The sequence below is a fragment of the Thauera sp. K11 genome (assembly GCF_002354895.1).
Taxonomy (GTDB): domain Bacteria; phylum Pseudomonadota; class Gammaproteobacteria; order Burkholderiales; family Rhodocyclaceae; genus Thauera; species Thauera sinica.
In genome coordinates, this window is record NZ_CP023439.1 from 3,337,026 (window position 1) to 3,349,036 (window position 12,011).

Sequence of the window (12,011 nt, forward strand, 5' to 3'; positions counted from 1 at the left end):
GGGCGGATGCCGATAATCCCACCATGCGGCGGATCGGCCGCGTGTTGACGAAGGGAAGTTCATGGCTGAGATCATCTGCGTGATCGGCAACAAGGGCGGCACCGGCAAGACCACCCTATCGCACATGCTGTGCCAGGGCCTGGGCCTGCTGGGGCAGCGCGCCGCCTGCGTGCTGACCGACACGTCGCGCGAACCGCTGCAACCGGCGGGGCGCCGCTACATCACTGCCGACGCCCGCACGCGCGACGCCCTCACCAAAGTGGTGGACAAACTGCGCACGCTCGACGACTGGATCGGCATCATCGACGGCGGCGGCAACCGCACCGAGATGGACCGCAAGCTCTACGCGCTGTCCGACATCGTGCTGCTGCCCTTCCGCGAGTCCCACGAAGACATCCGCACGGTGATCCGCGACCTCGAGATGTTTCCGCGCGCCTACGCCGTGCCGTCGCAATGGCCGGGCAACCCCTGGCAGCGCGATGCGGCGGACCGCACCGTGGCCCAGTTGATGGGCGCGCATCGCCATCGCATCCTCCGGCCGGTGGGCGCCCTGTCCTCTTCCAAGCTGCTGCTGCAAAGGCAGGTGCCCGAACAACTGCCCACGCCGCTCGCCAACGCCTGCCGGGCGATCGCGCGACAGGTGCTGGAGGTGCTGGAAGTGGATTTCGCCGAACCGGTGATCGACGCCGACGAGGTGGAAGAAATCGAACGCCTGTCTCCGGCCGAGATGCCGATGCGCTTTGCCTCGACGGCCCGGCGCCCGCACTGACCGGAACGCCGCCCGGCAACGGAACCGGCGGCGCGCTGCAGGGCTCCGGCGGACCGCGTCCGGCCCGGCGTGCGAATCAGCCTACAGGCGGTTGCCGTTGCGCGAGATGACCACCAGCGCCTGCGCCCGGCTCGACACGCCGAGCGCGCGGAAGATCGCCGACATGTGCACCTTCACCGTGCCCTCGGACAGGCCGAGCGCATCGGCGATCTCGCGATTGGTCTTGCCCAGGGCGAGCAGTTCCATGACGCGGCCCTGCGCTGCGGTGAGGACGAAACGTTTGCTGCCTCCGCCCGGACGCCGCCCGGTGGCCGGTGCCGGCGAATCGGGCACATGGACGCCGCCGCCGAGGACGATCCGCACCGCGCGCAGCATCTCCTCGCCGGAACTCGTCTTCGACACGAAGCCCGACGCCCCGCCCTTGATCGCCCGCCGCACCGAGGCTCCGTCGTCCATGGCCGACACCACGATCGCCGGCACGTCGGGAAAGCGCTTGGCCAGCACGCCCAGCAGGGCGAAACCGTTCATGTCGGGCAGCATCAGATCGACGATGGCCAGATCGAGCCCACCTTCTTCCAGCATGCGCAGCGCGGCGCCGGCATTGCTCGCCTCGACGCAGACGATGTTCGCGTCGAGGCGGGCAAGCGTCTGCGCCATGGCCTCCCGGACCAGGGCGTGGTCTTCCACGACGAGAATCTTCAGGACGTCATCCACCGAGGCTGCCTCCCCCGCAGCGGCTTCGATGCGTGAAGCATAGCATGCACGCGTGACCGTTCCCCCTACCGGCCCGCACCGAAAGCAGGGAGAATCCGTCTGTCGATCCACGGGGCCGATCCCGTCTGCATGAGCGGATCACCCGGGTCCGCCCCTCGCGACGCGCCGCCCGACGGACGGCCGGTACGCGCGGCAAGAGCGGCGTGCCCGGGTCGCCCGCAAACCACCTCCGCCCGATGTCCTTTCGCCGCCTGCTCCTCCTGCTGCTGTGGTGCATCCTGCCGTGTGTCTCCCACGGCATGGCCGCCCACGCCGACAACGCCACGTCCGAGCTGCGTGTCGCGGTGGTCACCAGCTCGCACGAGGCGCCTTACCAGGAAACGCTGCAGGCCCTCCGCGCAGCCCTGTCCGCCGCCGAACCGGGCGCGAACGTCGAGGTGCTGGCCGGCGACAGCGTGGCGGCGGGCGACCTGGCGAATCGGCGCCTGATCGTCACCGTCGGCACCCAGGCCGCGCAGCGGGTCGCCGAACTGGGCCCGGCCCGCCCGGTGCTGCACACCCTGCTGCCGGCAAGTGCGTTCGAGCGCCTGCCGCGCCCCCAGGCCGGTGCGCCCAGCTCCGCCATCTTTCTCGACCAGCCCGCCGAGCGCCAGATCGCCCTGCTGCGCCTCGCCCTTCCGGACTGGCCCCGCGTGGCGCTGATTTCCGGCAGCGCCAGCGACGGCATCGCGAGCCGCCTGCGCGACGCCGCCACCGCCAGGCACCTGCTGGTCCGTGCCACCTCGGTCGAGGCCGACGACGACCTGTATCCGGCCCTGCAGCAGGTACTGGCCGAACCGGCGGTGCTCGTCGCGGTCCCGGACCCGCGCATCTTCAACAGCTACACCGTGCAGAACGTGCTGCTCACCGCCTACCGCAACCGTTCGCCGGTGCTGGGCTTTTCCGCCGCCTACGTGCGCGCCGGCGCACTGCTGGGCCTGTATTCGACGCCAGCGCAGATCGGCGCCCAGGCCGGCGGCGTGGCCGCCAGGGTGCTGCGCGGCGAGCGGCTGCCGGCGCCGGCGGCGCCGGCACAGTTCGAAGTCGGCATCAACCTCAACGTCGCCCGTTCGCTGGGCATCGCGATGAAGCCCGCGCACGAACTCACCGCCGAACTGCAGCGCCGCGAGCGTGCCCAGCCATGATTGCCAACTGGGGTATCCGCGCCCGCGTGATGTTCGCCGCAGTCCTGCCGATGCTGGTGCTGGCCGCGCTCATGACCGCCCTGTACACCTCGCTGCGCATCACCGATCTCGACCAGGCGCTCACCGACCGCGGCCGCGCCTTCACCCGCCAGTTGGCGGCGGCCAGCGAATACTCGGTGTTCTCCGGCGACCGCGAGGCGCTGCAGCAACTCGCCGCCACCGTCATGGGCGAGGAAGACATCGTCGGCGTGCGGATCGTGGGCCGCGACGGCGACACGCTGGTGCACATCGGCAAGATCGACGGGCAACTGCCGACGCTTACCACCGTCCGCCAGCTCCAGCCGCTGACGGTCAGGCACGGGCGCACGCTGCGCCTGGTCGAACCCATCCGGGCCACCAAACTGCAACTGGACGACGGCCTGAGTACCAGCGCACTGCGCAGCGGCACGGCCTCCGGGGCCGACTCGCTGGGCATCGTGACGGTGGAACTGTCGCTCGACCGTCTGCAGCGCCGCCGCGGCGAACTGCTGTGGACGGGCATCGTTTCCGTCGTGTTCGTCCTGTTCGGCAGCCTGTTGCTGGCCGGCTACATGAGCCGCGGCGTGAGCGGGCCGATCCGGCGCGTGGCGGACACCGCCCTGCGCCTCGGCCAGGGCCGGCTGCACGAGCGCGTCCCGCCCACCGGCGGCGGCAGCCTGCGCAAGCTGGCAGAGGGCATCAACGAGATGGCCGAACGCCTCTCGGAAGCCCACCAGGACATGGCGCGCAAGATCGACGAGGCCACCCTAGAACTGCGTACCCGCAAGGAAGAAGCGGAGCACGCCAACCTCGCCAAGTCCCGCTTCCTGGCGGCGGCGAGCCACGACCTGCGCCAGCCGATGCACGCCCTCGGCCTCTTCATCGCCGAACTGAGCCAGCAGCCGCTCGAGCCGCGCGCCCGCGGCCTGGTGCAGCACATCGCCGCCTCGGCGGAGGCGATGGAGAACCTCCTCGACAGCCTGCTCGACATTTCGCGGCTCGATGCCGGCGTCCTCGCCCCCATGCCGCAGCCCTTCTGCGTGCAGCCCCTGCTCGAGCGCCTCGTCACCAGCCAGCGCCCCGCGGCGGTGGATCGCGGCCTGCGCCTCATCCTGCGGCCCTGCGCATCGTGGGTGTACAGCGACCCGCTGCTGCTGGAGCGCATCCTCGCCAACCTCGTCAGCAACGCCATCCGCTACACCCCGCGCGGCACCATCCTCATCGCATGCCGGCGGCGCGGCGAGCGGCTGCGCATCGAGGTGCGCGACAGCGGCGTCGGCATTCCTCCGGACGCGCAGGACATCATCTTTCAGGAGTTCGTGCAGCTCGACAACGCCGAGCGCTCCCGCGACAAGGGGCTGGGTCTCGGCCTGGCCATCGTCCGCCGCCTTGCAGACCTCCTCGGCCACGGGCTGGAACTGCGTTCCGCGCCGGGAGCGGGTTCGGTCTTCGCCATCGAGGCCCCGCTCGCACAGGCCGGCGCCGCACCCGAGATCCACGGCGAGGAGCGCCCTCCCGGCGACCTGAGCGGCATGCGCATCGCCCTGCTCGACGACGACCCCCTCGCCCGCTTCGGGACCCAGAGCCTGCTCGAATCCTGGGGCTGCGAGGTGCTTGCCACCGAGACGCCCGACGATCTGCTCGCCGCCCTGGCGCCGGGCGACTGGCATCCGGCGCTGCTGATCAGCGACTTCCGCCTGCGCGGCGAACTCAACGGGATCGACCTGATCCGCCTGCTGCGCAGCCCCGACCACCTGCCGTCGCTGCCCGCCATCCTGCTGAGCGGCGACACCGGCCCCGAGACGCTGGCCAGCGCGCAGCAGGCCGGCATCGTGCTGCTGCACAAGCCGGTGCGTCCGGCACGCCTGCGCGCCCTCATCCACCGCCTGCTGAACGCGGCGGACTGAGCGCGGCGGGGCCTGCGCCGCGCCCGGACATGCTGCCCCGCAACGTGATCCGGCCAGCGGGCATCGGGTATGATGTTTCATCGACACCAGCCGGGAGCACTCGAATGTCTCAGGACCAGAACGCTCAGGACCCGCTCGAGTTCGTGCGCGGGATGTGGCAGAGCATGGGGTTTTCGCTGCCGGGCATGGTGACGCCGACACTGGACGTGGATGAGCTGGACAAGCGCATCGCCGACATGAAGGCGGTCGAGGGCTGGCTGAAGATGAATCTCAACATGATGCAGATGACCACCCAGGGGCTCGAGATGCAGCGCGCCGCGCTGGCGGCGGTCAAGGCGATGAGCCAGCATGCCCAGGAAAGCGAAGCCGCCGGCAGCGCCTCCAACCCCTTCGCCGCCGCCGCGGCGATGTGGCCCTGGAACCTGATGGGCGGGCAGCCGGCGCCGCACCCCGCCGCCGAGAGCGAGGCGAAGGCGGCGCAGCGCAGTGCAGTGCGGCGCAGGCCCGCGACCGAGAAGTAAGCCGCCTCAGACCACGCCTGCGGCGCGCAGGCGGGCGATGTCCGCATCGTCCAGCCCGAGCGCCCGCAGGATGGCATCGCCATCCGTGCCCGCCCGGGCCGGTGCCGCCGTCGGCGGTGGCGCCTCCAGGCCCGACATGCGCACCGGCGGACCGAACCGGCGCACTCCCGCCACCTCCTGCACCATGCCGCGGGCGCGGATCTGCGGATTCTCCATCGCCTCCTCCAGGCGCAGCACCGGGGTCACGCAGCAATCCACGCCGTCGAACGCTGCCACCCATTGCGCCTGCGTGCGCGAGCGGAAGATCGCCGCCATCTCGGCGCGCGCCCGCGCGCCCTCCCCGCCGGTCGCCAGGTGGGCCGGCTTCAGGTCGGGCCGTCCCAGCGTGTCGCAGGCGAGATGCCAGAACTTCTCTTCCAGCGAACCCACCGCCATGTGGCGGCCGTCGGCCGTCTCATAGACGCCGTAGCACGGCACGCCGCCGGTCAGCAGATCCTCGCCGCGCGGCCGCACGCCGCCGCGGGCGAGCACTTCGACCAGCGGGAAGATCGCGTGCGCCAGCGCGGCGTCGGTCATAGCCACGTCCACATGCCGGCCCCGCCCGCCGGCGCGCGCATCCAGCAGCGCGACCAGGATGCCCATCACCGCCGCCATCGTGCCGCCGAGCAGGTCGCCGATCTGCAGGTTGGATAGCGCGGGGGCGCCGCCGGCGGTGCCGATCTGGTCGAGCACGCCGGCGTAGCCGATGTAGTTGATGTCATGTCCCGCGCGCTGCGCATAGGGCCCGGTCTGGCCATAGCCGGTGATGCTGCAATACACCAGACGGGGATTGACGGCCGCCAGCGCCTCGTAGCCGAGGCCGAGCTTGTCCATCACGCCGGGGCGAAAGCCCTCGACCAGCGCGTCGGCATCCTTGGCCAGGCGCAGGAACAGCGCCTTGCCCTCGGGGTGCTTCAGGTCCAGCCGCAGGCTCTTCTTGTTGCGGTTGACCACCTGGTAGAAGTAGCTGGTGTCGCCACCCATCGCCCCCATGGTGCGCGCGTAGTCGCCGGCGCCGGTGTCCTCCACCTTGATCACCTCGGCGCCGTAGTCGGCCAGATGCTGGGTCGCGAGCGGCCCCGGCAGCAGGCGCGTGAGGTCGAGGATGCGCAGGCCCTGCAGCGGGGCCGGCCGGGTGGGGGAAGGTGTCATGGCAGGTCGGTGTCCAATGCCCGGGCGGAAAAAGGGAGGGCCGCGGCCGCCGGGACGAAGCGCTCGCCCGGCACCCGCGGCCCGAACCGCTCAGTCGAATTTGCGCAGGTCGTCGATGACCTTGCCGTCGTTGGCGAGCGAACCGGCGGGCACGAAGGCCACCTCGCCGCGCAGCTTGGTGACCTCGCGGATGCTGGCGGCGACCGCCTCGGCCAGCGCCTCGCTGCCGCCGCCGTCCGTCTCGCACATCAGCGTCATGCGGTCGTTGAGGCCGGGATTGTCCACCACCAGCCGCACGCGCAGCAACTCCGGGTGGCGGTGCGCCACCTGGGCGATCTGCCCGGGATGGACGAACATGCCCTTCACCTTGGTCGTCTGGTCGGCACGCCCCATCCAGCCGCGGATGCGCAGGTTGGTGCGGCCGCAGGGCGAGGCGCCGGGCAGCAGCGCGGACAGGTCGCCGGTGCCGAAGCGGATCAGCGGGTAGTCGGGGTTGAAGGTGGTGACGACGACTTCGCCCACCTCGCCCGGCGCGACCGGCTCGCCCGTGCCCGGGCGCACGATCTCGAGCAGGACGTCCTCGTCGACCACGAGTCCGTCGCGCGCCGCGGTCTCGTAGGCGATGAGGCCGATGTCGGCCGTCGCGTAAGCCTGGAAGGCATCGATGCCGCGCGCGGCGAAGTCCTCGCGCAGCGCGGCGGGGAAGGCTTCGCCGGAGACGAAAGCCTTGGTGAAGGCCGGCTTCACGCCCACCTCGTCCGCCTTGTCGAGCAGGATGCGCAGGAAGGACGGCGTGCCGACGTAGGCGTTCGGCCGCAGGTCGGCGATGGCCGCCAGTTGCTGCTCGGTCTGGCCGACGCCGGCCGGAAACACCGTGCAGCCCAGCGCATGCGCGGCCGTCTCCATCATCGAGCCGGCAGGCGTGAAGTGGTAGGAAAACGTGTTGTGCACCAGGTCGCCGGCACGAAAACCCGCCGCATGCAGCGCCCGCGCCAACCGGTAGTAGTCGGGCCGCGCGCCCTCGGGCTCGTAGAGCGGGCCCGGCGACGCGAACACGCGGCGGCAGGCGGAACCCCAGGCCACCGCGGCAAAGCCGCCGAAGGGCCGCGCCGCCTTCTGCCTTTCCAGCAGTTCGGACTTGCGTATCACCGGCAGCGCCGCGAGCGCCTCGCGCGTCGTCACCCTGGCCGGATCGACGTCGGCGAGCAAGGCCGCGAAGCCTCGCGTACGTTCGCGGGCATGCGCGATGTGCGCCGGCAGACGGGCGAGCAGATCGCGCTCGCGTTCGGCTGGGGCACGGGTTTCCCTGGCATCGAAGAACTCTGAAGGACTCATGGCGGCATCCGTCGGAAAGGTCGGCAGGTAAAGGAACGCCGGCTCAGCTCAGCCAGCGCTTGCGCCGGCGGTAGTGCTTCACGTCGCGGAAACTCTTGCGCCCCTCGCCCGACAGGCCGAGGTAGAACTCCTTCACATCCTCGTTGGAGGCGAGATCCCTGGCCTCGCCCTCCATGACGATGCGGCCGTTCTCGACGATGTAGCCGAAATCGGAATAGCGCAGCGCCACCATGGTGTTCTGCTCGGCGAGCAGGAAGCTCACCTTTTCCTTCACGTTCAGATCCTTGACGATCTCGAACACCTCTTCGACGATCTGCGGCGCCAGCCCCATCGACGGCTCGTCCAGCAGCACCATGCGCGGACTGGACATCAGCGCGCGGCCGATCGCGCACATCTGCTGCTCGCCGCCCGAGGTATAGGCCGCCTGGCTGGTGCGGCGGGTCTTCAGGCGCGGGAAGTAGGCATAGACCTTGTCGAGGTTGGCCGCGATCTCGCCCTTGTCCTTGCGGGTGTAGGCGCCGGCGAGCAGGTTTTCCTCGATCGTCAGATGGGCGAAACAGTGCCGCCCTTCCATGACCTGCACCACGCCGCGGCGCACGAGTTCGGACGGCGACAGCGCCTCGATGCGCTCGCCTTCCAGCTCGATCCGCCCCTTGGTGACCTCGCCGCGCTCGCCCTTGAGCAGGTTGGAGATCGCCCGCAGCGTGGTGGTCTTGCCGGCGCCGTTGCCGCCGAGGATGGCCACGATGCGGCCCTCCGGGACCTGCAGCGAGACGCCCTTGAGCACCAGCGCCACATGGTTGTAGATCACCTCGATGCCATTCACGTCGAGAAGGAGATTGGCTGGGTTCATCGCTTCATCCGGTCGGTCCGGCCCTGCGGGCCGCTTCGTGTGCGGAACTGCGCCGCGCCCGGCAACGCGGGCGCGGCGCGGCCTCGGTCAGGCGTTGCAGTCGCTCGGGTCGCGGCGCTTGATCTGCTTCTCCGTCGCGTAGCGGTCCGCCGCTTCCTTCACCATCGGGTCGATCACCGCCTTGTCGGCCTCGTACCAGTCGGCCTGCATCTTCCACTGGCTGCCGTCCCAGGTGTGGAGGCGCACCGCGGTCGACCCCATGTGGTCGGTGCAGGTCGTCTTCAGCGGGCGGATCAGGCCGGCCAGGCCCAGCTCGCCGATGCGCTTGTCGTCGATGTTCAGGTTCTCCAGGCCCCAGCGCACCTGCTCGCCGGTCATGACCTTGCCCGCGCCGAACTTGGCCTGCGCGGTCCGCACCGCCTCGGTGGCGAACATCTGGATCAGGAGGCCGCGCATGTAGAGCACCGAGCCGACCTCGTCGCGCGGGCCGGCGCCGTTGCCGGCGTCATGCACCTTCTTCAGGATGTCCTTGATCAGCGCCGAGTCGGTGCCGTGCGGATTCAGCGCCAGCGCGCTGTAGCCCTTGGCGTTGGCGCCGACGTCCTTCACGTCCGGCTCGGCCCCCGACCACCACACGCCGAACAGCTTCTCGCGCGGATAGCCGGTGGCGACCGCCTCCTTCAGCGCGGTCGAGTTCATCACGCCCCAGCCCCACAGCAGCGTGTAGTCCGGGCGCTGCTGGCGCACCTGCAGCCAGGTCGCCTTCTGCTCCACGCCCGGCGCGGTCACCGGCAGCAGCACCAGTTCGAAGCCGTGCATCTGGGCCCGCTTCTGCAGCAGCGGGATCGGCTCCTTGCCGAACGGCGAGTCGTGGTACACCAGCGCGATCTTCTTGCCCTTGAGCTTGTCCAGCCCGCCTTCCTTCTTGCCCAGGTGCTGGATCAGCGCATCGGCCGCCGTCCAGTAGCTGCCCATCAGCGGGAAGTTCCACTTGAACACGCCGCCGTCCTGCGACGCCGCCAGGCCGTAGCCCAGCGTGATCAGCGGAATCTTGTCGACCGGCGCCTTGTCGGTCAGCGCGAAGGTGATGCCGGTGGCCTGCGGGTCGATCAGCGAGGACTTCTTGCCCTTCAGGCGCTCGTAGCACTCCACGCCCTTGTCGGTGGCATAGCCCGTCTCGCATTCCTCCCATGCGATCTTGACGCCGTTGATACCGCCGGTGGCGTTGATGTACTTGACGTAGTCCTGCTTGCCGTTGGCCCAGGGCGTTCCGTTGGGCGCGTAGGCGCCGGTGCGGTACACCAGCAGCGGGAAGAACTGTTCGTTCGCCTGCTGCGCGGCGGCGGGCGCCGCCAGGCCGGCGGCCGCCAGCGCCGCGGCAAGGGCAAAAGGTCTGGACTTCATGGTGTCTCCTCTCGTGTCATTGGTCGATGGCAACTCACGCGTGCCGTACGTCTTGCACCCCGATCGCACCTGCGCCGCCTTTCGCGCCGGATCAGTGCGGAAACGGCCACAGCCGCAGTTTCTGCTTGCCGATGCTCCACAGCCTGGCCAGCCCGTGCGGTTCCACGATCAGGAAGAACACGATCAGCGCGCCGAAGATCATGTGCACCAGGTGCGAGGTCGTCGCGGTGGAGAGCGGAATGCCGAACCACTGCGGCACCTGGTCGAGCAGGATGGGCAGGACGATGATGAAGGCCGCGCCGAAGAAGGCGCCCATGATCGAGCCCAGGCCGCCGATGATGACCATGAACAGCAACTGGAAGGAGCGGTCGATGCTGAACGCCGCCGGCTCCCACGCGCCGAGATGGACGAAGGCCCACAGCACGCCGGCCACGCCGACGATGAACGAACTCACCGCGAACGCCGTCAGCTTGGCGTACATCGGCCGGATGCCGATCACCGCCGCGGCCACGTCCATGTCGCGGATCGCCATCCACTGGCGGCCGATCGCGCTGCGCACCAGGTTCTTCGCCCCGAGCGCGAACACGCACACCACCGCCAGGCAGAACAGGTACTTGGCCACCGCCGACTCGATCGGCAGGCCGAACACGTTGAGCCCGGCCACGCTGACCGAACCGGAGGTGGAGTTGTTGGTGAACCAGCCGATGCGCAGGAATGCCCAGTCGGTGAAGAACTGCGCGGCAAGCGTCGCCACCGCCAGGTAGAGGCCCTTGATGCGCAGGGACGGAATGCCGAACAGCACGCCGATCACCGTCGCGCACAGCCCGCCCAGCAGCATGGCGGCGATCAGCGGCATGCCGTCGATGCGCACCAGGAAGTTGTACGCCGCATAGGCCCCGACCGCCATGAACGCGCCGGTGCCGAGCGAGATCTGGCCGCAGTAGCCGACCAGGATGTTGAGGCCGAGCGCGGCGAGCGCGAGGATCAGGAAGGGGATCAGGATCGCGCGGAAGAGGTAGTCCGACCCGAACATCGGCACCACGACGAAGGCGATGGCGAGCAGCACGCCGATGGCGACGCGGTCCTGCAGGATCGGGAATATCTGCTGGTCGGCCGCGTAGCTGGTCTTGAACTGGCCGTTTTCCCTGTAGAGCATGAAGGGTCTCCTGTTGGGTCAGACGCGGTCGATGATCTTTTCGCCGAACAGCCCTTGCGGGCGCACCAGCAGGAAGGCGAGCGCCAGCACGTAGGCGAACCAGATCTCGATGCCGCCGCCGAAGAAGGGGCCGAGGTAGATCTCCGACAGCTTCTCGCCGACGCCGATGATGAGCCCGCCGAGGATGGCCCCCGGCACCGACGTCAGGCCGCCGAGGATCACCACCGGCAGCGCCTTGAGCGCCACCAGCGACAGCGAGAACTGCACGCCCAGCTTGGAGCCCCAGATGATGCCGGCCACCAGCGCGGCAAAACCCGCCACCGACCAGACGATGACCCAGATGCGGTTGAGCGGGATGCCGATCGACTGCGCCGCCTGGTGGTCGTCCGCCACCGCGCGCAGCGCGCGGCCGGTCGCGGTCTTCTGGAAGAACAGCGCCAGCAGCGCGACCAGGGCGGCGGCGATGATCGCCGCGACCAGATCTTCCTTGCTCAGCAGCAGGCCGCCCTCGAACGTGCTCTCGAGGATCATCGCCGGGTCCTTGGGCATGCCGACGTTGATGCTGTAGATGTCGTTGCCGAACATCGTCTGGCCCAGGCCGTCGAGGAAGTAGCTGATGCCCAGCGTCGCCATCAGCAGCGTGATGCCCTCCTGGTTCACCAGCCTGGACAGGCACAGGCGCTCGATCACCCAGGCCAGCACCACCATCAGCGCCATCGCCGCGGCGAAGGCCAGCACGTTGGCGAGGATCAGGCTGTCGAAGCCCAGCCACTTCGGAATCCACTCGGCAAAGCGCGCCATCGCCAGCGCGGCGAACAGCACCATCGCCCCCTGGGCGAAGTTGAACACCCCCGACGCCTTGTAGATCAGCACGAAACCAAGCGCGATCAGCGAATACAGCATCCCCGCCATCAGCCCGCCGAACAGGGTTTCCAGAAAAAAGCCCATGTCTCGCTCCC

Annotated in this window: 11 protein-coding genes; 4 read left to right on the plus strand and 7 right to left on the minus strand. The window is 69.6% G+C overall.

All coding sequences use genetic code 11. The features are described 5' to 3' along the window. Window positions 1-61 precede the first annotated feature (61 nt). Window positions 62-769 (plus strand): P-loop NTPase family protein, encoded by a 708-nt coding sequence (locus tag CCZ27_RS14650; protein WP_096449335.1) that lies wholly within the window; start codon window positions 62-64, stop codon window positions 767-769. Between the two features lie 81 nt (window positions 770-850). On the opposite strand, the gene CCZ27_RS14655 is transcribed toward CCZ27_RS14650, so the two are convergent. Next, window positions 851-1,483, minus strand: coding sequence for a response regulator transcription factor (locus tag CCZ27_RS14655; RefSeq protein ID WP_385961626.1), 633 nt, complete (start codon window positions 1,481-1,483; stop codon window positions 851-853). 236 nt (window positions 1,484-1,719) lie between these two features. On the opposite strand from CCZ27_RS14655, the gene CCZ27_RS14660 reads away from it, so the two are divergent. The 3 genes from CCZ27_RS14660 to CCZ27_RS14670 all read left to right on the plus strand — a co-directional run bounded on the left by CCZ27_RS14660 (window position 1,720) and on the right by CCZ27_RS14670 (window position 5,113). After that, a complete protein-coding gene (locus CCZ27_RS14660; RefSeq protein ID WP_096449337.1) occupies window positions 1,720-2,667 on the plus strand; it encodes an ABC transporter substrate-binding protein in 948 nt (315 codons plus the stop codon). Next, entirely contained in the window at window positions 2,664-4,592 is a 1,929-nt protein-coding gene (locus CCZ27_RS14665) for a hybrid sensor histidine kinase/response regulator (protein ID WP_096449339.1), read from the plus strand. Before CCZ27_RS14660 ends, CCZ27_RS14665 begins: the two co-directional genes overlap by 4 nt. Window positions 4,593-4,696: 104 nt before the next feature. Continuing rightward, complete coding sequence (locus tag CCZ27_RS14670; protein WP_096449341.1) at window positions 4,697-5,113, plus strand: PhaM family polyhydroxyalkanoate granule multifunctional regulatory protein; 417 nt, start codon at window positions 4,697-4,699, stop codon at window positions 5,111-5,113. Between the two features lie 6 nt (window positions 5,114-5,119). On the opposite strand, the gene CCZ27_RS14675 is transcribed toward CCZ27_RS14670, so the two are convergent. From CCZ27_RS14675 to CCZ27_RS14700, 6 genes are all read right to left on the minus strand, one after another. Beyond that, the gene (locus CCZ27_RS14675) at window positions 5,120-6,304 is read right to left on the minus strand and encodes a CaiB/BaiF CoA transferase family protein (RefSeq protein WP_096449343.1); all 1,185 of its coding nucleotides are present in this window, start codon (window positions 6,302-6,304) and stop codon (window positions 5,120-5,122) included. A 90-nt stretch (window positions 6,305-6,394) separates the two neighbouring features. Continuing rightward, entirely contained in the window at window positions 6,395-7,639 is a 1,245-nt protein-coding gene (locus CCZ27_RS14680; protein ID WP_096449345.1) for a phenylacetate--CoA ligase family protein, read from the minus strand. Window positions 7,640-7,682: 43 nt separating this feature from the next. Beyond that, window positions 7,683-8,492 (minus strand): ABC transporter ATP-binding protein, encoded by an 810-nt coding sequence (locus CCZ27_RS14685; RefSeq protein ID WP_096449347.1) that lies wholly within the window; start codon window positions 8,490-8,492, stop codon window positions 7,683-7,685. Window positions 8,493-8,579: 87 nt separating this feature from the next. Further along, window positions 8,580-9,896 carry an ABC transporter substrate-binding protein gene (locus CCZ27_RS14690; protein WP_096449349.1) on the minus strand — a complete coding sequence of 439 codons (1,317 nt, stop codon included), beginning with the start codon at window positions 9,894-9,896 and terminating at the stop codon, window positions 8,580-8,582. Window positions 9,897-9,987: 91 nt separating this feature from the next. Then, the gene (locus CCZ27_RS14695) at window positions 9,988-11,052 is read right to left on the minus strand and encodes a branched-chain amino acid ABC transporter permease (protein WP_096449351.1); all 1,065 of its coding nucleotides are present in this window, start codon (window positions 11,050-11,052) and stop codon (window positions 9,988-9,990) included. Window positions 11,053-11,070: 18 nt separating this feature from the next. Continuing rightward, complete coding sequence (locus tag CCZ27_RS14700) at window positions 11,071-12,000, minus strand: branched-chain amino acid ABC transporter permease (RefSeq protein WP_096449353.1); 930 nt, start codon at window positions 11,998-12,000, stop codon at window positions 11,071-11,073. Window positions 12,001-12,011 lie beyond the last annotated feature (11 nt).